Here is a 20,105-nt window from a genome sequence, read left to right as displayed (position 1 = left end):
TACCTCTTTAATTCATTTTTCCTCTGGCGGCGATTTTGAATTTTCTGATTGCTTTCTTGCCGTCGACCAGATAAGCCTCATCAAAGAGATTCATGACCGCACAGGCGTGGTTGGGGATGATTCTAATTTTCTGCCCCAGCTTGTACCTTCGCGCGGGAGTATCGATAATGCCATGTTCCTCGGATAATCGGGAAATATGATCGCCGGTGCTTACGATAAGGCCGTATCCTTTCAGGATTTCGCGGCCATGAGCGCCCTTATCGAGGGCCAGGGCTTTGCTTCCAGCATCGATGACAACCCGATTCCCCTCATGCACACTGATAACGGTGGTCAGGACAGTCAGGGCGCAGCGGCTGACAGGCACTGTACCAAGGGAAACCTGTGTCATGTCATTAAAAATGTAATTTCCGACACGAAGCTCGGTGATTCCCTTTACTTTCAAGCAATAACGTGCGGTCGGAGTCGATCCGACGCTCAGTACTTTCATTTCATATCCGTCTGTCTGGAGTTTCCGCGCATAATCCACCAGGAGTTTTCCTTCGGAACGGCCGATCGCTTGCACCTCTTTTCGATTACCGGCACCATAGGCGTGCCCGGCATGAGTCATCAGACCGAGAACATTTAGACCCTTAAGTCTTTCGGCCGCTTTAAGCAATCGAGTGATTTCTTCCAATGAATCAGAACCACATCTGTTTAAACCGGAATTGACTTTGATCAGAACACCGATTGGATTTCGTTCGCGCATAAAAGCGGCGGAAATCTCCCGGGCATTTTCAATCGAATCAATGGCGACCGATAGGCGGCATATCCGATTAAGTTTAACCAATCTTCGGATCTTATCTTTGCCGACGATGATATTGGCGATCTGAATATCTTTGATGCCGGCCCCGGCCATGATTTCGGCTTCCCCCAGCTTGGCCACCGCAATCCCGACAGCGCCCTGTTTTAACTGCGTCTGGGCCAGTTCCGGTATTTTATGAGTCTTAATATGGACTCGAAGATTTATGTTATTTCTTGTTGCCAGAGATTGCATGTCGGCCAGATTTCTTTCGAGAATCGCGCGTTCAATCACAATCGCCGGGGTGCTGATATCGTTTATGAATTGAGGCATGAATTAAAGATATGCAAAGTATCGGCTTTATCAAGGAAATATCATCTGGTGATAGTGGCACCGACCAGAGAGAGGGCCAAAAAAATCAGGATGGCGGCCAGAAGCCACGGTATTCCCAGAAAGGGGAGAAAAATGGTTATGGGAAGAAGGGCGCCGAGAGCGGAGCCGACCAATTCCAGGGCATAGCCGGTGCCCCGATTGCTTTCGGAACGTCCAAAATAATAACGGGCCGTGGCGGCAACGAAGAGAGAGCCGGTGATCACAGCCACCGTAAAGAGAAAGAGAAGATGATATAATAATAGCGCCCGCGGCGGAACACTCCGGTAAGTGGAAGAAAAGAATAATACCGCGGCAATGAAGAGAATCAGGGCGGGGAACTCCAGGTGTTCTTTATTGGCCCGGACCGAGAAATAAGTCCCCAGAGCCAGACCGAGCATGAAGGCGCCAATCAGCGCCCCTATCTGAGAGTATAAAGAACCGGCGGAGGACTGAAAAACATAGAAGGAGATCAATTCCAGCGAAAGCGATGCAAGTCCGGCCGCAAAGTACAAAAAGAGCCCGAATTCCCTCCGGCGGCGCTTTCGGAAAATCAGAGTCAGGAAGAAGACGATTATCATTAACGGGACAGCAAGTGTCCATGGCTGCCGGTAAAGGGCAGGAATGATAGTCTTATCAAGGTTGTCGATTTTGGAACGATATATCGCCTGATTGTAAACCAGCACCGGTTTTTCTTGAGAATTTACTTGCGATGAAGAATTAAGGGCATCATGGAGCCGCGATACTTTGAGCGATTCAAAACGATCGGGGAGATAATCCTGATTCAGGAATCGCGGGGCATAGCCAAGAGCGCTGAAGCGCTGAAGAATGGTATCGACCGGAACCTCAAAGAGGGCGCTGTCCGAAGCAAAAAACAGGGTCAAATCGCCCGGCCAGGAGGCAACGTGAGTGAATGAGGATTTAAGAGTATTATAAATAATGGAAAGAAGTTTTCCCTTCTCCTGCGAAATATTCCGATCGGTATCATAGTGCGAGGGGAAGAAAATAATACCTCCGGGGGCAAGGAATCGCCGGGCAGCATTAAGAAACCGCGCCGTAAGATAGCGGCTGCTTCGATAACTATCCGGCTCGCCGATGTTCATGATTATCAGGTCATACTTGATTAGAGGCGAGGCCAGAGTGAAGTAGGCCAGTGGGTCATCATTGATCTGGACAGATTGCCCGGCCTTTGACATTATTTTTTCCACAGCATCAGTCAGCGACCCGCGGGCGTCTATGGCGGTGATTTTGATTTCCGGGAGGCTATCGGCCAGTTGCATGATACCGAATTCAATGCGACCGATATGGAGAATATTCTTTATATCGGGGCGGTAAGCCAATGGCGGCAGAAGGAGATTCTCCGCTGTCAGCAGATCCGGATAGGCGGCTTCGATACTGTTATCGGTCACCAATGTCAGTGTACTGTCTTTCGAGAGTATTACCTGATGTCCATAATGGGTATCAAGCGATGACTCGACCTGGTATGGTCGGTATTTGAAATTATCAATATATCGATCCAGATAAGGAGTATAGGATTTTATCAGGGCTACAAGGGCCATGGCGACAATGACCGGCATGACCGTCCTTTTATGCGAAAGATCAGAAAAGAGGATGAGGATAACCACCAAGCTCAAGACCAGAGCCATGGCCAGAGTTGAAAGGTATGAGCCGACCAAGAGCGTGAAGAGTCCGCCGCCGACAAAAGCACCGATCCCCTCCCAGAGATAGACCTGTACTATGGAAAGCGCCGGGCGGTACCCCTCTCTGGTAATAGCCGAAAACAAGGCGCCGGAAATAAGGCCGACCGGAGACATGAAAAAAATGGAAATAGCCGCAGCGGTGCTGAAGGGAGTTATCTCGCCGATGAGATGACCGGTCATGAGGGTCGAAAGACGCACGATAACAAGCATCACCGGCAGGGCTATGGCGCCGGCGACAAAGAGGACACCGGTTTTGACCGATAGGCGCGATTTCCCCGCCAGATAGGCCCCCGATGCAACCGAGAGTAACCAGCCGAAGAGGGCGGTGCCGAGGAATAATTCATCACCGTGCAACGATGAGACCAGTTCCCGCAGAAGCAGTACCTGTCCCCCGATCGAATAGAATCCAAGTAAAAATGCCTTACGATTCATTTAGAATAGTCCCGGTATGTTCCTCTGGCAATTATAGCACCGGTTCCCCTTAATATTATTTTGATATATCCTGTAACCTTTTCGCTCTATCAGAATCTTGCCGCACTGGGGACAGTAGGTCGATTCGGCCGGATGGCCGGGGAGGTTGCCGAGATAAACATATTCCAATCCGGTTTCGCGGCAGATTTGATAAGCGGTTTCCAGCGTTTTCTGCGGTGTCGGCGGGAGATTTTTCAGCAGATACTGGGGATAGAAACGGGAGAAATGAAGCGGGGTGTCGGTTCCCAGATTAGTTTTTACCCAGCCGGCCAATTCCCGAAACTCCTCGGGTGTGTCATTCAAAGTAGGTACAATCAGATAAACCAGTTCCAGCCAGGTGCCCGATTTCTTTATCTGGATAATTCTATCCAGAACCGGTTTTAGTTCGCCGCCAACGATATTCTTGTAGTAATCCTCCCGAATTGATTTCAGGTCAACCTTGACCGCATTGAGGACGGGAAGAAGATTTTTGAGGGGTTCTGTTTCCATATATCCGTTGCTGATCATAACCGAACGGATAGAATTACTGCGTCCCAGTTCGGCGATATCATACATATATTCATAAAAGATGGTTGGCTCGGAATAAGTATAGGCGATGGTGGGCAGATTCTGATTCCGACAGATAGCTATTACCTCTTTTGGCGGCAGGTCGACATTATCGGTCTGCTCCGGACGCGATTGCGATATATCCCAATTCTGGCAAAATTTGCAGTTGACATTGCATCCCGCGGTGGCCAGTGAGAAGGCGGTCGTGCCGGGATAGAAGTGAAACAGCGGTTTTTTTTCGATGGGGTCGATATTCATCGAACAGGCGAGGCCGTAAACAAGGGTATGGTACACGTTGGCGCGATTTTCCCGAGTGCCGCAGTATCCCCGCTCCAGGTCGGTCACCCGGCAATGGCGCGGGCAGATGCCGCATTCGACGCCTCCTTCGGGCAATTTCTTGTAGTAACGAGCCTCGACCGAAGAGAGATTCTTGGTGAGGCTGTATGCTTCGGCACTTTTCAATCCGCCCAGAATTTCCGGGAAAAAATCGCTTTGAAGCATGGCGGACGCCAGAAAACTGCATCCGAGGCAGCGCAGGAAGAATCTTCGTTCCATCAGAACATTTCTCCCGGTCGTTCGCCGCCGCCGGCATCCTTTACTATAACTTTCAAATCAATTTTACTCAGGTCGGCTGTACCCAAACCGATCGACTCGGCGGTTTTGAGAAATTTGGCCGGTCGTCCGGCTTTTTCCAGAGAAGGGAGGGCGTTCTGCTGACGGCAATGCTCCAGAATTTCCAGAGCCACCCGGTCGGCGGCAACCGGATTGTCGGAGAGAATAAGGCCGTTATAGCGGGCCAGGTAGCGGCTGTCGAACCCCGGTCCGCCGTTATACTGCACCCGGACGGCATCGATAATGCTGAGGCGGTTTTTGGCCTTCAGCGGTTCTAAGTTGGAAACATGGGCGACAAAGGGGTCGCAATTGGTGTCATGATATTTATTGGGGTTGTTGATGGCTCCATACATATTTTTCATTCCGGAAGACAGACCGGCGATGGAATGATCTTTAAGAACGGGGAGATTGATATTGTGATCGACAGTTTCGGTCAATATCCGGCTGACCAGTGAATTGACCGGCCCGGAGCTATAAAAATCGCGGCTGTATCCATAGCCGTCGGTATCGGTTCCCAGGCACTTTCGTCCGGCGGCCGAGGTGTTGAGAGCATATCCGGCCGATTCCAGTTCCTGATTGGTGCGCTCCCAGATGATAATTTTATTTTCCGAGATGCCGGTCTGGATCAATAGTTCCACGAGAGCATCGGCCAGCGGCACCGGCGTGGAGTTGAATTTTCTGGCCAGGCAGCTGACTTTGAGACCGATTGTCCCGCCCGGCAGGAATTTGGATACCGATGATTTTATATCGTTCAGACCGGCCAGCGCTTTGAACCCGGACTCCAGAAGCCCCCGATATTCATCTTTGCTGAGATGCCTGCCGGAATCGCCGCCCGAAGCCTTTGCAATCACAACTCTAATCATACAAAGCATATACAATCAATTAGGTCAAAACTGTCAACACTTTTTTCCTTGACCGGGTGTATAAAGAATAGTATTCTGAAATTGAAAATGAGTATGAAAAAATTTCTGTTTTTTATCAGTATCCTGACCCTCTTCATAAATCTCAGTCCGGCCGTATCCTACGGGGCGATCAGGGAGCCGGCTGTGGCGGGGAAATTCTACCCATCGGACCCGACGGAATTAAAAGCTATGGTTTCGGGTCACTTGAACGCAGCCAAGGATATCCCGGCCATTGACGGTCAAATTATCGCCATGATTGTTCCTCATGCGGGGCTTGTCTATTCCGGCTACGTTGCGGCTTATGCTTATAAGCTGCTGGAAAACTCCCCCATCAACCGCGTGATTTTATGCGGCCCGAGCCATCAATATGGATTTCAGGGGATTTCGGTCTACGGCCCGGGGGTAGTATGGAAAACGCCATTGGGAAACGTCTCCTGTGACGATTCGCTCTGCAATGTGCTTCTGAAACACGACCGGGGGATTGATACTATAGCGGCGGCGTATTCTCGTGAGCATTGCCTCGAGGTGCAGTTGCCGTATCTTCAAACGGTTCTCAAGGATTTTAAAATAGTTCCGCTGATAATGGGCAATCCCGATGATAATGCGGTCAAGCTGATGACCGACGCCCTGGAACTTATGCCTTCGGATGCCCGCACGATAATGATTGCCTCGACCGACTGGCAGCATTACCGTCCGGCCTCGGCCGGCGGCAAGATGGACTCGCTGGGAATGGATTGCCTGCTGAATCTTGATGCGGACCGGTTACTGCAGTATCTGCGTAATGGGAAAACTGAGCTTTGCGGCGGGGGAGCTGCTGTCGCCGTGATAAAGGCGGCTGTGGCAAAAGGAGCCAACCGGGTCAAAATCCTGAAATATCGCGATTCAGGAGATGTTACCGGCGATAAGAGCAGCGTGGTGGGATATGTCGCGGCGGTTTTGTATAAAGAGTCGGACATCAAAGATAAAAAACCGGTGAAAAATTCTATGACTACATCCAATGATAAAGAGCTGGCGGCCAAATTCAATCTCGATGAACCGGGCAAGAAAAGACTTCTGCAGATTGCCCGGGAATCTCTGACGAGTTATATCAAAGACAACAAAATCCCGGAATTTGAGGTGCCGGAAAATCTTCAGAAGTTCGGGGCCGCTTTTGTAACGCTTGAGGAGAATGGAATGCTTCGGGGCTGTATCGGCCATACCACGGCCACCGAGCCGCTTTATAAGACAGTCTCGATCTGTGCGGTGCAGGCGGCGGTTTCGGATCCGCGTTTCCCGCCGGTCAGGGCCGACGAGATAGATCGGCTGCATATTGAGATTTCGGTGCTGACTCCGATGGAAAAAATCGGCTCCTTCAATGAGATAAAAGTCGGCCGGGACGGATTGATGATCTTCATAGGAACCCAGCGCGGTTTGCTTCTTCCCCAGGTAGCCGTTGAATATGGTTGGAGCGTAACCGAATTTTTGGAACAGACTTGTGTTAAGGCCGGACTTGACCGGCAGGCCTACAAATCACCTGACGCCGTTGTTTATCGATTCCAAGCCGTGATTTTTGGCGAGTAGCCTGCGGATATTGACTTTGCCGAGATTATAGGCTAATATATTTGTTTATATTTAAGCGGAGGAACGACCGTTGATTTATGGAGTTATACTCGCAGGAGGGAAAGGAGAGCGATTCTGGCCTCTTTCCCGGGCTGGCCGGCCCAAACAGCTTCTGCGTTTGATTTCCGATAAAACGATGCTTCAGGAGACCCTGGACAGGATTCTCCCTTTGATACCGAAAGAGAGAATCTATGTGGTCACCTCAGAGAATATGGTTCAACCTATCCTGGAGGAGATTTCGGACCTTGGAGCGGAGAATATGATTTCCGAGCCAAGGGGAAGAAACACCTGTCTGGCCATTGGGCTGGCGGCCGAGCATCTGAAACGGCTCGATCCGAAGGCAGTTATGGTCGTTCTATCGGCGGACCATATTATCCGGCCGGCGGCCAAGCTCCTTGATATAATTCGGGCCGGCGCCGAAATCGCCTCGCAAGAGGATTGCCTGATTACGATCGGTATTGAGCCGACCAGGGCGGAGACCAGCTATGGATATATCAAGCTGGCCGGAATGTACAAGGCAATAAATGGACTTTCTGTCTATCAGGTTGATTCTTTTACGGAAAAACCGAAACCGACCGTGGCGCAGCAGTACTACTATGGGCGGCAGCACCTATGGAACTCCGGCATGTTTATCTGGTCGGTGGAATCGGTGCTCGAATCGATTCACCAATGCCAGCCGGAGATGGGGAGTCTTTTGAGCAAATATGCCGCCGGAATAGGTTCGGCATCGGAGACGAGTCTCCGGAGTGAGCTGTATGAGAAGAGCGAGCCGATTTCGATCGATTTTGCCGTGCTTGAAAACGCGGCCAACGTGCTGACCATAAAGGCCGACCTGATCTGGGATGATGTAGGTTCCTGGAATGCTCTGGAGCGCTACAAGGAACGGGATCAGGAAAACAACGTTGTCGTTGGAGACGCTCATATCGCCGATTCTTACGAGACCACTGTTTACAATGAGACGGATGGTATTATCGTCGCCCTGGGCGTATCCGACCTGGTAATTGTCAAGACCAATGATATTGTTCTGGTGGCGCATAAAACAAAGGCCGATGAGGTAAAGCGAGTTCTCGCGGAATTCAGCAAAGATGAATCTCTCAAGAAATATCTATAGAACGGTGGCAGGCCCGGCACTGCTGGCATCATTCCTTTTGGGGATCTTTTCCGGCTGCAGCGGGACATTCCATCGGCCGGCCGAGAAGGAAATATCACGCCAATCGCTGCCGGCCTCATTTCCTTATCCGCTCAGTCTGGATGGCGACACTTTGAATATTCCAGCCCACTATCCACTTTTCGCAGGAGATGACACCACTTTCGGGCGGGAATATGCATTGGTTGATCGGTCGGGCTCGCGGTCTGGAATCAGGGCTGACTCATATGAATCATATCGGATTCAGCTTTATACGTCCAAGTTGTACGGCCCGGCCGCGAAGGAATTGAATATTGCCCGGGAAGTATTCTATCAGAAGGTTTGGATGGATTACGAAGTGCCATATTATAAAGTCAGGGTGGGGGATTTTTCGAGCCGGGATGAGGCCGAGAAATATCTTTCGACCGTCAGGGATGCCGGTTATGAATCGGCCTGGGTGGTCAGAGTAAATGTAAATATAAAGACGCTGGATGAACCCGGTGCGGCCGAGCCGCCGATGACCGATTCCGCCGCCGGCGCCAAACCCGGCACAGAGCCGACAGATGATTCCACCTTATATCCGGGAAATTGATCCCCTTCATCCGGACAGGAGCCTGATTATATTGACGGCCGAAATACTGAAAAAAGGATGTCTGGTGGTAGCACCGACCGAGACAAGGTACGGTCTGATAGCACGGACTGATGATATTCGCGCCATGGCGCGGTTGTATGATTTGAAAAAGAGAGATAAGACCGTGCCGACGGCGGTCTTTGTCCGCTCACGAAAGGAAATTGGAATAATCGGTGAGGAGAATGATTTCTCGCGGAAGCTGGCCGATTGTTTTCTTCCGGGCCCGCTTACCTTGGTGCTGAAAGCCTGCTCGGCGGAGCGCCCGCCGGTTGTGGTAGAAGGGAAAGTGGGAATTCGGTACTCCTCTTCGCCGGTAATTAAAAATATACTGGAGCAGGTTGACGGTAATTTGAGCGCCACGAGCGCCAATCTTTCGGGAAAAGCGGAGCCGCAGACGGTGCTGGAAATCGCGGCTCTGTTTGGCGGGGAGGTTGCGCTATATCTTGATGCCGGCCCGTTGAGATCGCCGGTCTCAACAGTTGTGGATTGCTCATCCGGCAAGGCATACCGCATTCTTCGAAGCGGAGCCATACCGGCCGAGGAAATCTCAAAATCGCTGGAAAGGAACTGATGGGCGATAAATTCCGAGTAATGTTCGTGTGCACGGGAAACACCTGTCGCTCCCCGATGGCTGAAGGGGGGTTGCGCCGGTTATTGGAAAATCAGAAGGTGTCCGGCATAGAGGTCTTTTCCTGCGGTACTGCGGCGGCTTCCGGCTTTCCGGCCACAGTCTATGCTATCGAAGCCTGCCGTATCTGGGATGCCGATATCAGCCGTCATCGCTCGCATCCGCTGATCCCGGAATTGATAGAGCCGGCCGATCTCATTATCTGTATGACATCGTCGCATTGCTATGAAGTTATTCGACAGGCGCCCGAAGCGCGCGAGAGGACCTTCCTCCTCAAGAATTATCCCGAACCGGGCTGCGAAGGGGAAGGGGTGGCCGATCCCATCGGCGGCTCGCTTGATATGTACAACCAGACTTTTATTGAGATCGGGGAGGAATTGGGGAGAATCCTGCCCTTGATAATTGAAGCCGCTTGCAGGAAGGCTGAATCAGAGAGCTGATTATGAAAAGGAAGATTTATCTGATAACGGCCTTTTTGTCGGCGGTGATTGCAACCGGATATTTATTGCATCTGGCACTCAGTCCGGCCTCGGCCCAATCCACCAAACCGGCGACGCCCGATGACCCGGGACTTGATAGGTACATAGAAAATGTTGCTTTCGGCCCGGGCGAAAAACTCACTTTCGATATCGGCTACGGTTTCATAAATGCCGGGTCGGCGATAATGGAAGTCGGCGACCTGATTGAATACAACGGGCGCCCCTGCTACCTGACGATTTCCACCGCCAATTCGAACAAGTTTTTTTCTTCGTTTTACCGGGTAGAGGATAAAGTCACGTCAATTGTCGATGCCGTGGGGTTGTATTCCTGGCGTTTTGAAAAGAAACTCAGTGAAGGCAGTTACCGTGCGGAATTATCATATACTTTCGATCAGGCCGCGCATAAAGCTTTCTTTGGAAAAGACACCGTTGACGTGGCCCCTTTTGTGCAGGATGCTCTTTCGGTGTTGTACTTCGTTCGCGCGCAGGAACTCAAAGTCGGGAAATCGCTATTTATCGATAATTTTACCGACGGCAAGAAATACCCGATGGAGGTGAAAGTGCATCGGAAGGAAACGATCAAGGTGAAAGCGGGAAAATTCGACTGTATCGTGGTGGAACCTCTGCTGCTTACCTCCGGCATTTTCAAGCATGAGGGAAAACTGACGGTCTGGCTGACCGACGACCGCCTCAAGCTGCCGGTTCTGATGAAATCGAAAGTACTGGTCGGCTCCATCTCAGCGGAACTGACGGAATACAAGCTGGGAGAAATTCTGGACTTTTAGAGAAGATATGGGTCGTTTTAAGGAAGTTGATTTAGGCCGGGTGAAGACAATTCCACTGAGTCGGCGTGCAAGTAAGGCCAGGGTGGATCATTTTGGGTATCCCTTTGGCGACAGTTCCGCGGCCGCTTTTTTTGCCAGCCTGCCCCGGTTTCTAAAAGCCTCGGAGTTGCTTGAATTTTTTGAAAGAGCCGCCAGAGCCAGGTGCAAAGGTTATCCGTTTCATTTTCTCATGGGGGCGCATGTCATCAAGGTCGGTCTGGCACCGATCATTATTGATTTGGTCAAGAATCATATTGTGACCGGGCTCTCTCTTAATTCGGCGGGTTTGATTCATGATCTGGAGGTGGCTTTTGCCGGTCAGACCTCCGAGGATGTAGCGGCCGGGCTTGCGGACGGTACTTTCGGTATGGCCGAGGAAACAGCCGGGCGCTTTGGCGAGGTCGTTCGGCTGGCTGAAAAAGAATCACTAGGTCTGGGAGAAGCGGCGGGTCAATATATTAATAAAAAGAAGGCGCGGTACAGGGATTTCTCGCTGCTGGCTGCGGCGGATAAATTAAGTGTTCCGGCCACGGTGCATGTTGTGGTCGGGACCGACATCGTTAATCAGCATCCGGTCTATCGGGCCGGGCCGACCGCCGAGGCGTCGTATCGGGATTTCAAGATATTGGCCAATCTTATGATTGACGCCGACAGAGGCGGCGTAGTGGCCAATATCGGGTCGGCGGTCGTGCTGCCGGAAATATTTCTGAAAGCGCTCACCGTGGCGCGCAATTTGAAAAAGCAGAAAAGCAATCTGACCACCGCCAATTTTGATATGATTGCGCACTATCGCCCCATGATGAATGTCGTCACCCGTCCCACGGCCCATGGCGGTGCGGGGTACAATTTTATCGGACATCACGAAATAATGATTCCCCTGCTGGCCTGGGGATTGAAAGCATATGTCACCAAGATTAAATAAGTAAGCGGAGTAGTTTAGATGATAAGACTGGTTGAGTGTGTTCCCAACTTCTCGGAGGGAAGAAGGAAAGAGGTTTTAGACCAAATTATAAACGAGATAACTTCGGTGCCGACGGTGGTATTGCTGGACAGGGAGATGGATGCCGACCACAACCGTGCGGTCGTGACCTTTGTCTGTCCTCCGGAGGACGCGGTGGAGGCCTGTTTTCGGGGGATAAAGAAAGCGGCGGAGCTTATTGATATGCGGACTCATCATGGTGAGCATCCTCGCATGGGGGCCACCGATGTTTGTCCGTTTATTCCCATTTCCGATTTTACCGAGGCAGAGACCATTGAACTGGCGCACCAACTCGGCAAGAGGGTGGGCGAGGAACTTCAGATTCCGGTTTATCTTTATGAATCGGCGGCAACCCGTCCCGACCGCCAGAACCTGGCTGAGGTTCGTAAGGGAGAATATGAAGGGATCAGGGATGAAATTGAGACCAATCCCGATCGTAAACCCGATTATGGCCCGGCCAAAATGAATCTTGCGGCCGGGGCGACAGCCATCGGGGTCAGGTTTCCGCTGGTTGCCTTCAATGTTTATCTGGATACCGACAAGGTTTCTATCGCCCGGAAGATTGCCAATGCCGTTCGCTTCGCCAAGGGGGGGTATCGGTTCGTCAAGGCCATGGGTTTTTCCATAAAGGAACGAAATCTTGCTCAGGTTTCGATGAATCTGGTGAATTACCCTCAGACGCCGATTTTCCGGATTTTTGAGACCATCAAATCGGAAGCGGCCCGATATGGTGTTAATGTGCTCTCCTCGGAAATCGTCGGCCTGGTGCCGCAGCAAGCGCTGCTTGATGTGGCCGATTTCTATCTGCGTCTGGAGAATTTTACACCCAATCAGGTTCTTGAGGAAAAAATGCGTCGTTCGGGAGTCGGCGGGCAGACCTCAACATCCAAGTTCTATGATGAAGTGGCATCGAAAACTCCCACACCCGGCGGCGGCTCGGTGGCTGCCTCGGCGGGCGCTCTGGCCGCTGCACTTGATTCGATGGTTTGCCGTCTTACCATTGGTAAGAAGAAATATGCCGAGGTGGAAAAGGATTTGACCATAATCAGAGATAAATCGGAAGCGTTGCGGGCTGAACTGACAGAGATGATCAAAAAAGATGGTGAGGCATTCGACAAAGTGATGGCCGCTCGTAGACTGCCCAAGGATACGGAAGAGGAAATCAGGAAGCGGGATCAAGAGATAATTGCGGCCACAAAGGAGGCTGCGCTGGTACCGTTGCAAACCGCCGGGATGGCGCTGGCGGTCATGGAATTGACCAGAGATATAGCGGAGAAGGGGAATGTCAATTCGATTTCCGACGCCGGGGTGGCGGCTCTGATGGCCAAGGCCGCCCTCGAAGGCGCCGTTTATAATGTAAAAATCAACATTGGTTCTCTGGAAGAAGAGGGATTTGGAACGAAGATTCGGCGTGAAATTACCGAACTTCAGGCCAAAAGCGGTGTTTTGGCGGATGAGATAAAGAAAATTGTGGAAAGCAAATTATAGATGCCCAACCGGATTGACCTTCATATTCATACTTTTTTTTCCGACGGGCTGGCCTCACCCAAAGAAGTGCTCGAAATGGTTCGTCAGGAAAAGCTTGAGGCGTTTGCCATTTGTGACCATGATAATCTGAGCGGCTTTTTCGAGATGCGGAAGCTCCTGACGGACGGCGATCCCGAGCTAATTGCCGGCGTGGAATTATCGGCCGGAGGAGATAATGAGGATCTTCATATACTGGGTTACGGTTTTGACCCCGAATCCGATGTACTGAAAAATGCCCTTGAGGAGTTCCGACTGAGAAGGGACCACCGGGGGAAAAAGATGCTGGCCAAGCTGAAAGAAATGAGGATCGATATTCCCTATGAGACGGTGATGGAATTTGCCGGACGATCTGCAATCGGTCGCCCGCATATTGCCGATGCCATGCTGAAGATCGGCGCGGTCAGGAGTTATGAATCGGCTTTTCTGAAATTTATCGGGAATAAAGGGCCGGCATATGTGGCCAAGCAAAACCTGGCACCCGGTGAAGCGATTGATTTGATTCACAGATCGGGCGGTCTGGCATTTCTGGCCCATCCGGGTGTCAACAATGCTGCCCGCCATATCGATGAACTTCTGACGCTGGGTCTTGATGGTATCGAAGTGTACCATCCCCAGCATAACCGGAGCCAGTGCAAGACATATATGAAGATGGCCGAGTCGAAGGGCCTTCTGGCTGTCGGCGGCTCGGATTATCATGGTCGCGAGGGGACTCAGGGTGCGATCGGCTATCAGGATGTCCCGGTGGCATTACTTGAGGCGTTGAAAACAAAGCTTGCTTTAATTAATAGAGGTTAAATTTGGAAAAGAGAATATTCCTTTTGGTAGTTTTTCTGCTTCTGCTCACGGGAGCATCATATGGGGCCGCTCTTTCGGAGCAATATCAGCAGGATTTGATCGATCAATTGAATTTCGTGCGCGGTGTTGGGCCTCATCCCGCTTCGATGGACAGCGTCGGCGCTCTGCCTCATTGCGGCACGACAATCGGCTTTCAGCTCTTCATCAATCGCGAGAATTTTACCGGGCAGAATAAGATTGCCGCGGCACAGGCCGTCGCTCGGCCGATATTACCCGATTCCCTGGCGTCACCGGCCTCTCATTTTCTGATTCACTATGACCACACCAATGTCTACCAGCCCGGCATTGATACGATCGGCGGGGGAGACGGGGTCCCCGATTTCATAAATAAAGTGGCCGATATTGCCGATTCCGTTTGGTGGTTTGAGATAACCCATCTCGGCTACCCGGCGCCCCCGAAAGATAATGGGTATCCCTCAGGCGGCGATTCGCTCTACGATATCTATATCAGGGATCTCGGCACCAAGTACTATGGACAGACTCAGGGAGACGAGGGGGTCGATAATCAGCGGGCGACCTCTTTTATGGAAATAGACAATGATTATAATTTTTTCCCGTACAGCAATCGCCCTCTCGATGCCGTGCGGGTTACCGTGGCCCATGAATATTTTCACGCCGTTCATTTCGGTATGGATTATACCGAGTATGATGGCACCACTCTGGAACCGCGACTCTATTGGTGGGAGATGTCTGCCACCTGGATGGAAGAGATGGCCTATGACGGAATTAATGACTACTATGATTATCTCCCCGTCTTTTTCGATTATCCCTGGGTGTCGTTGCAGGATTTCACAATGTCTTATCCGTTGCAGTTGCACCCGTATGGTGCGGCCGTTTTTCCCATATTTCTGACCGAAAAGTGGGACACGGTAATAGTCAAAAATATCTGGCAGAAGTGCCGCGATTACGGTGTCGGGCCGCAGTTTCTGCGGGCGGCGGACGATGCCATTTACGACATATCAGGCAACAGCTATCGTTTGCGGGATGCCATGCAGGAATTTTCCATCTGGAACCTTTTTACCGGTTCCCGCGCTTCGCGGGCGCCGGCCGGATATAAATACTCGGAGGCTTCCAATTATCCGGTGATACCGGATTCGGCCTTCTTTATTCGCGATCATTATCCGGACACGATGATATATGGTTCGCCGCGCGCTGATTCGACCTGGCAAGCGCACGTCCCCCAGAATGTTGCGTCTAATTACCTTGAATTAAGGGCCATATCTCTGATTCCTGATACAATGGTTTTCCGTTTTGCCGGCGATAACTCTGCGGATAAATACTGGAATCTTTCCTTTGTCGGCTTTCCGATTAATCCCGGGCAGGTGGCGGTTGTCCAGAAACGTGCTCAGGTCGCCGGCGGACTCTTCGATACCATACCGAGTTCGGTCTATGGCAATTGGAATAGAATGTATGTTATTCCGACAGTCACTTCAATTCATCAGGATGCTTATCCGGGTTCAAAGCATTACACCTATATAATATTCGACAGCGCCGCCGCCGATACATCGAAATATCAACTTCTACCCCCATTCCCCAACCCGATGAAAGTGAATTCTTCGGAAGATTTTATTACTTTTCGCGTGCAGCGGCCGGTTCTGCCGACTCAGCAAGCTATCTTCAATATTACTATCTTTGATATCGCTGGAGAAAAAGTGAAGGAACTGACCGCAAATGAAGGATATGAATACCTTCTGGCAGAATGGAAGCTCGACAACGGGAGGGGTGAAAAAGTAGCTCCAGGAGTCTATCTTGCTTTCTGCCGTCTCCATTTCTCCGATGGTACGCCCGAAGTTACAAGAAAGTATAAACTGGCCATTATAAAATGAGCGGACATATGAAAGTGATAACCAGAGTCGCAGTTTTTGCGGCTCTGGTTTTTATTTTTTCCTATGCTTCGGTTTTCCTCTATAATATCAATCCGGCTTTTTTCATCGTTTTTATATCCGGCTTTCTCTGGGGCCCCGGTGCCGGAGTCGGTGTCGGAATCGTCGGATTTTTTCTCTGGTCCAATTTCAATCCGCTCGGGCCGGCGCCAATCCCGCTTCTGATTTCCCAACTGCTGGGGATATCTTTCTCGGCATTGATAGGTGCCGTGGCCGCAAAATTATTCCGTCCTCAAAAAATGAATGCCAAAATCGGGGCGATCATGATTTTCTCGGGACTGTTGACCGGTTTGCTTTACCATGTTGTGGTCGATATTGTCGATGCCTGGCTGTATCAGCCATTCTGGCCCCGTTTGATCGGAGGATTGGTATTTTCATTGATAACCATTGTTTCGAATTGTATTATATTCCCGTTGTTTTATCCGGCGCTGGTCTTTTTGTATGAGAAAGAGAAAAAGTCTGCTTATGACAGAGCTTCTTAGGATACTCGCAGGATGCCTGGTTATCACGGCGCTGCTTCTGCCCTCGGCCGCCGCACAGGAAGGGGATTTTCCTGAGGGTGTCCAGAGTGATAGCTTGAATCATGCGGCTCCCGCCGTGGATTCGGCGAATATCGGGGATACTTTGCTTTCTGCGGAATCTATCGATACCGCCGATTATGAGAAGCGTTTCTATGGTCTCGATGACAGCCTGGCGGCCCGCTTTCTGATTGGGCGTTTTAATCTCCGACAGCAGACGGAACGATCTTTTAAGCATGATGCCGGAGATTTTTTTCGGAGCAGTCCCGCCCACTTCATTATTGAAGACCGGCAGACTCCTTTACGTAAGACCGTTTCGCCATTCGGTCTTCCGGGAAACAGGATAAATGCTATACTGGGCTCCCGGGCGCTGAAGCCTCTGGAGCACCTGCCGGAACCGGACAATCAAATCGACTTTAATGATATTCCCTCCGCTCCGGGAAATGAGATCTATGCGTTTGAAGGCCCGTTGGGACTGGCTTTCGGCGGGGATAATGCACTTTCATCGTTGATTATGGTTCCTCCCCGGGCCGATTCCGGACCGCCGGAGTCGCGTCTGATCGTGGAAAAGGGCGCCTTTGGTTACGCCAACACCAGAGCGGTTATCAGTCAGTATCTGAAAAAGGGACGATCGCTAAAAGCGTCCCTCGAGTATCGTAAAGCGGCGGATGATATTTCGTACGCCAGTGATGATGCCTATCACCAGTGGGGAGAATTGATCTATCCATTAAAGAAAAATATCCGTTTGAATCTGACGGGTCGGCTGTATCGCCGGTCAGGGGGATATGTTATCCGTCCTTATGCCGGGGGAATGGGGCTGAACAGATTTCGTCGTGACCGCGATCTGTCGGCCGGGTTGGAGATATCCCATTCAGCCGGAGAGAAAAGCAGTATCGAATTTCGTCATCAGCGTTCGGAATCAAATGAGGATCGCATCGGGGGGCAATATAAACGCAATCTGGATGTTTTCGATAACCGGCTGGCCCTTTCCCATGATATCAGAGTTGCTGGGTTGGGGATTAAAACGGGAATCGCCATATCGCAGGAGCGGTACTATGACGGTGCGATTCATAATAAACGTCACCGCGGGCTGTTTGATATGAAATTTCTGGCCGGTGACAGCAGTCGGACCTTTCTTTCATACATGAAATTGGAAAGGGTGGGTGGTTTCAATATCACCCCGACCGGCGCGCTGATTTATGCCAGAAATCTTCCGGATCGATATTTTGCGATTTCAGTGGGTTACAGCACCAAATTTCCCCGCCAGTATGAGCTCGACCTTACGCCGCGAATGGATAGGATCGTTGATTCGGACAGCCTCGATTATTTCGAATTGGGAAATTTTTCTCTTAATCCGGAGAAACAGCTTTGCGGTAATCTTACATTGAGCCTGGGAAAGGTCAATTCCGACTTCACTCTGTCACTTGCCGGCGGGAAGATATTCGATGGTATCGACTGGCAGAGAAGCCGGCTTGATTCGGGCGGTTTTGTCCTCAATTCTTTCAGGACCGGGAATGAAGATATAGTTTTTGGGAATATTTCCGCGGTCCAGAGGATAACGTTGGGCAAGAATGTTTTCTGGTCGGGAGGAGCCTCTTATCGATATGTAGAAGTCGATAAAAACTCCACGCCGCCGTACTCGCCCGATTATCAGGGTTTTTCATGCCTGGAGCTCTACTATTACTTGCGGCCTCTGGATATAAATCTATACAGCTACATCGAGGCTGTTTATTCCGGGCCATATTACGGCTTCAATGGAACCAGGCTGGGTGAAAAGCCGGTGGTCAATCTGAAGCTTTCCTTCCAGATCAAGAGATTTCGGTTCTATTATATTTTTCAGGATATCCCCTCGATAGAATATGCATCGCGGGAGAATTACACCATCGAAGGTCGATTCAACTCTTACGGCTTCACCTGGGATTTCAGCGACTGAGCCGGCTTCGTTTTTGCCCTGAGGCAATACCCTCCAATCATCATGGACGCTTTTGGCCGGTCGCACAAGTTTTCTCACTTTAGGGGAACAATTGCCGTTTTTCATTGTATTGAAAGTATTATTTGAAAATAATGACTTTTTAGGTCTACTTAAAGGATGGAATCGGCGGGAGAGCAACTGAAAAGTTGTTTTGGAACTTGAAGAAGAATTTATTATGAATATGGAGGAAGAAATGGTAAAAGTCGGCGAGAAGGTTGCGGATTTCGAACTGGAGGCTTTTCACAATGAGCAGACAGTGAAAATCAGGCTGTCTGATTATCGGGGTAAGTGGGTGGTTATGCTTTTCTACCCGGCCGATTTCACTTTTATTTGTCCGACCGAATTGGAGGAAGCAGCCGAGCATTATGATGCTTTCAGGAAAGAGGGCGCGGAGATTCTCAGTATCAGTACCGATACGGTCTTCGTTCATAAGGCCTGGCACGATGGCTCGCCTTCAATAAGTAAAATCAAATATCCGATGCTGGCGGATCCAACGGGGAAAGTCTGCCGCCAATTCGGAACCTATATGGAGGATGCCGGGATGTCGCTTCGGGGTACATTTATTATCGATCCCGATGGCGTTCTTAAGGCAATGGAAGTGCATGACAACAGTATCGGCCGCAGCGCCCGCGAGATTTTCCGCAAATTGCAGGCAAGCAAATTTGTCCGCGAAAGCGATGGTGAAGTTTGTCCGGCCAGTTGGGAGCCGGGGAAAAAGACACTCAGACCGGGGTTAGACCTGGTCGGCAAAATTTAATCAAATAGAGGAGTTTATCATGTCATACGAATGGAAATTCAAGGCACGTCCCTATTCGGACGAAGAAGCCAAGAGCCTTCTTAAGGAAGTCATGTCACCGGAAACGACCGACTGGCACTACAATACTCATCAGAAGGGTTATGTGACCGCTTTAAACAAAATTGAAGCGGGTCTGGAAAAAGCCGACCGCTCGGCGGCCAACGGCAATTACTCCGATTACGGTGAATTGAAACGCCGGCTGACCTGGAACCATGGCGGGGCGCTTCTTCATGACGTTTATTGGGAGGTGCTCGGCGGCGACGGCGATCCCTCGAAAGGGAAAGAAGTCGTGGCGGCGATCGAGAAAGAGTTTGGCAGCCTGGATAACTGGAAAGCCGATCTCAAGGCCACGGCGATTTCGGCCAAGCTCTCCGGCTGGGGGGTGCTGGTCTTTGACCAGCTTTTCAGCGGGCGACTGATGAATGTGCTGGTCGATGAACATCACTACGGCGCTATCTGGGGCGGCATTCCGCTGATAACGCTCGATGTTTTTGAGCATGCTTATTACCATAAGGACGGCGCGGCGCGGGCTAAATATATCGACAATTTCCTGGCCCACCTGCACTGGGGACGGATTAACGAGCGGTACAAAAAATTTGTCAAATAACGCTCGGAATTAACAAAGTATTCAGCCCTGTTTAGGAAAGGGAATTGCGGCCTTTTGCGTCGCGGTTCCCTTTTTATTTGATGCGCCCGGAGAAATTGCTCTATATTTGAATTATGGATTTTAATCTGCTGTCGAATCATATGATCTGTAAGGATCTGGTTATCGGCGGCATACTCTCGCTTATTATCGCCTTTTTTGCCTTCAGATTGAAGGCACTTTCCGGAAGCGGCGCCGTAGGAACTGTTCTGGTCGGCACGATTGTCTTTGGATTCGGCGGAATACTTTTCGCCGTTCCCTTAATCT

The 20,105-nt window shown here is 50.7% G+C and carries 19 protein-coding genes; 15 read left to right on the top strand and 4 right to left on the bottom strand.

Annotated features, from left to right (window positions below; all coding sequences use genetic code 11):
- Positions 1 to 7: 7 nt before the first annotated feature.
- The 4 genes from NT002_02735 to NT002_02720 are packed head-to-tail and all read right to left on the bottom strand — an operon-like array spanning position 8 to position 5,327.
- Complete coding sequence (locus tag NT002_02735; protein ID MCX6828186.1) at positions 8 to 1,111, bottom strand: alanine racemase; 1,104 nt, start codon at positions 1,109 to 1,111, stop codon at positions 8 to 10.
- 41 nt (positions 1,112 to 1,152) lie between these two features.
- Positions 1,153 to 3,279 (bottom strand): hypothetical protein, encoded by a 2,127-nt coding sequence (locus tag NT002_02730; protein ID MCX6828185.1) that lies wholly within the window; start codon positions 3,277 to 3,279, stop codon positions 1,153 to 1,155.
- A complete protein-coding gene (gene amrS / locus NT002_02725; GenBank protein ID MCX6828184.1) occupies positions 3,280 to 4,419 on the bottom strand; it encodes an AmmeMemoRadiSam system radical SAM enzyme in 1,140 nt (379 codons plus the stop codon).
- Complete coding sequence (locus tag NT002_02720) at positions 4,419 to 5,327, bottom strand: DUF362 domain-containing protein (GenBank protein MCX6828183.1); 909 nt, start codon at positions 5,325 to 5,327, stop codon at positions 4,419 to 4,421. Before NT002_02720 ends, amrS begins: the two co-directional genes overlap by 1 nt.
- Positions 5,328 to 5,432: 105 nt before the next feature.
- On the opposite strand from NT002_02720, the gene amrB reads away from it, so the two are divergent.
- The 15 genes from amrB to NT002_02645 form a co-directional block, all read left to right on the top strand.
- Complete coding sequence (amrB, locus tag NT002_02715; GenBank protein MCX6828182.1) at positions 5,433 to 6,938, top strand: AmmeMemoRadiSam system protein B; 1,506 nt, start codon at positions 5,433 to 5,435, stop codon at positions 6,936 to 6,938.
- A 70-nt stretch (positions 6,939 to 7,008) separates the two neighbouring features.
- Positions 7,009 to 8,088, top strand: coding sequence for a sugar phosphate nucleotidyltransferase (locus NT002_02710; protein ID MCX6828181.1), 1,080 nt, complete (start codon positions 7,009 to 7,011; stop codon positions 8,086 to 8,088).
- Positions 8,063 to 8,695 (top strand): SPOR domain-containing protein, encoded by a 633-nt coding sequence (locus NT002_02705; protein MCX6828180.1) that lies wholly within the window; start codon positions 8,063 to 8,065, stop codon positions 8,693 to 8,695. Before NT002_02710 ends, NT002_02705 begins: the two co-directional genes overlap by 26 nt.
- Positions 8,667 to 9,305, top strand: coding sequence for an L-threonylcarbamoyladenylate synthase (locus NT002_02700; GenBank protein ID MCX6828179.1), 639 nt, complete (start codon positions 8,667 to 8,669; stop codon positions 9,303 to 9,305). The genes NT002_02705 and NT002_02700 overlap by 29 nt, the downstream gene beginning before the upstream one ends.
- Complete coding sequence (locus tag NT002_02695) at positions 9,305 to 9,802, top strand: low molecular weight protein arginine phosphatase (protein MCX6828178.1); 498 nt, start codon at positions 9,305 to 9,307, stop codon at positions 9,800 to 9,802. The genes NT002_02700 and NT002_02695 overlap by 1 nt, the downstream gene beginning before the upstream one ends.
- A 2-nt stretch (positions 9,803 to 9,804) precedes the next feature.
- On the top strand, positions 9,805 to 10,626 hold the full coding sequence (locus NT002_02690) for a DUF3108 domain-containing protein (GenBank protein ID MCX6828177.1): 822 nt from the start codon (positions 9,805 to 9,807) through the stop codon (positions 10,624 to 10,626).
- A 7-nt stretch (positions 10,627 to 10,633) separates the two neighbouring features.
- Positions 10,634 to 11,587, top strand: coding sequence for a hypothetical protein (locus NT002_02685; GenBank protein ID MCX6828176.1), 954 nt, complete (start codon positions 10,634 to 10,636; stop codon positions 11,585 to 11,587).
- A gap of 18 nt (positions 11,588 to 11,605) precedes the next feature.
- Positions 11,606 to 13,132, top strand: coding sequence for a glutamate formimidoyltransferase (gene ftcD, locus NT002_02680; GenBank protein ID MCX6828175.1), 1,527 nt, complete (start codon positions 11,606 to 11,608; stop codon positions 13,130 to 13,132).
- The gene (locus tag NT002_02675; protein MCX6828174.1) at positions 13,133 to 13,966 is read left to right on the top strand and encodes a PHP domain-containing protein; all 834 of its coding nucleotides are present in this window, start codon (positions 13,133 to 13,135) and stop codon (positions 13,964 to 13,966) included.
- Between the two features lie 2 nt (positions 13,967 to 13,968).
- Complete coding sequence (locus NT002_02670; GenBank protein MCX6828173.1) at positions 13,969 to 15,852, top strand: hypothetical protein; 1,884 nt, start codon at positions 13,969 to 13,971, stop codon at positions 15,850 to 15,852.
- A gap of 8 nt (positions 15,853 to 15,860) precedes the next feature.
- Positions 15,861 to 16,391 (top strand): hypothetical protein, encoded by a 531-nt coding sequence (locus tag NT002_02665; protein MCX6828172.1) that lies wholly within the window; start codon positions 15,861 to 15,863, stop codon positions 16,389 to 16,391.
- Positions 16,375 to 18,360, top strand: coding sequence for a hypothetical protein (locus tag NT002_02660; GenBank protein ID MCX6828171.1), 1,986 nt, complete (start codon positions 16,375 to 16,377; stop codon positions 18,358 to 18,360). The genes NT002_02665 and NT002_02660 overlap by 17 nt, the downstream gene beginning before the upstream one ends.
- Positions 18,361 to 18,592: 232 nt before the next feature.
- Positions 18,593 to 19,156, top strand: coding sequence for a redoxin domain-containing protein (locus tag NT002_02655; protein MCX6828170.1), 564 nt, complete (start codon positions 18,593 to 18,595; stop codon positions 19,154 to 19,156).
- Between the two features lie 19 nt (positions 19,157 to 19,175).
- Positions 19,176 to 19,802, top strand: coding sequence for a superoxide dismutase (locus tag NT002_02650; GenBank protein ID MCX6828169.1), 627 nt, complete (start codon positions 19,176 to 19,178; stop codon positions 19,800 to 19,802).
- 113 nt (positions 19,803 to 19,915) lie between these two features.
- The coding region (locus NT002_02645; GenBank protein MCX6828168.1) for a DUF92 domain-containing protein at positions 19,916 to 20,105 on the top strand (190 nt) is incomplete at its 3' end.

Source organism: Candidatus Zixiibacteriota bacterium (assembly GCA_026397505.1).
Lineage (GTDB): Bacteria > Zixibacteria > MSB-5A5 > GN15 > PGXB01 > JAPLUR01.
Note: the sequence above shows the minus strand (reverse complement) of the source record. Positions and strands in the feature narration are given on the sequence as shown.

What these genes read in the sequence shown, in the direction of transcription:
- NT002_02735 (MCX6828186.1), bottom strand. Translation starts at nt 1,111, where the DNA reads ATGCCTCAATTCATAAACGATATCAGCACCCCGGCGATTGTGATTGAA.
- NT002_02690 (MCX6828177.1), top strand. Translation starts at nt 9,805, where the DNA reads ATGAAAAGGAAGATTTATCTGATAACGGCCTTTTTGTCGGCGGTGATT.
- amrB (MCX6828182.1), top strand. Translation starts at nt 5,433, where the DNA reads ATGAAAAAATTTCTGTTTTTTATCAGTATCCTGACCCTCTTCATAAAT.
- NT002_02705 (MCX6828180.1), top strand. Translation starts at nt 8,063, where the DNA reads ATGAATCTCTCAAGAAATATCTATAGAACGGTGGCAGGCCCGGCACTG.
- ftcD (MCX6828175.1), top strand. Translation starts at nt 11,606, where the DNA reads ATGATAAGACTGGTTGAGTGTGTTCCCAACTTCTCGGAGGGAAGAAGG.
- NT002_02660 (MCX6828171.1), top strand. Translation starts at nt 16,375, where the DNA reads ATGACAGAGCTTCTTAGGATACTCGCAGGATGCCTGGTTATCACGGCG.
- NT002_02700 (MCX6828179.1), top strand. Translation starts at nt 8,667, where the DNA reads ATGATTCCACCTTATATCCGGGAAATTGATCCCCTTCATCCGGACAGG.
- NT002_02675 (MCX6828174.1), top strand. Translation starts at nt 13,133, where the DNA reads ATGCCCAACCGGATTGACCTTCATATTCATACTTTTTTTTCCGACGGG.
- NT002_02695 (MCX6828178.1), top strand. Translation starts at nt 9,305, where the DNA reads ATGGGCGATAAATTCCGAGTAATGTTCGTGTGCACGGGAAACACCTGT.
- NT002_02650 (MCX6828169.1), top strand. Translation starts at nt 19,176, where the DNA reads ATGTCATACGAATGGAAATTCAAGGCACGTCCCTATTCGGACGAAGAA.
- NT002_02730 (MCX6828185.1), bottom strand. Translation starts at nt 3,279, where the DNA reads ATGAATCGTAAGGCATTTTTACTTGGATTCTATTCGATCGGGGGACAG.
- amrS (MCX6828184.1), bottom strand. Translation starts at nt 4,419, where the DNA reads ATGGAACGAAGATTCTTCCTGCGCTGCCTCGGATGCAGTTTTCTGGCG.
- NT002_02665 (MCX6828172.1), top strand. Translation starts at nt 15,861, where the DNA reads ATGAAAGTGATAACCAGAGTCGCAGTTTTTGCGGCTCTGGTTTTTATT.
- NT002_02655 (MCX6828170.1), top strand. Translation starts at nt 18,593, where the DNA reads ATGGTAAAAGTCGGCGAGAAGGTTGCGGATTTCGAACTGGAGGCTTTT.
- NT002_02685 (MCX6828176.1), top strand. Translation starts at nt 10,634, where the DNA reads ATGGGTCGTTTTAAGGAAGTTGATTTAGGCCGGGTGAAGACAATTCCA.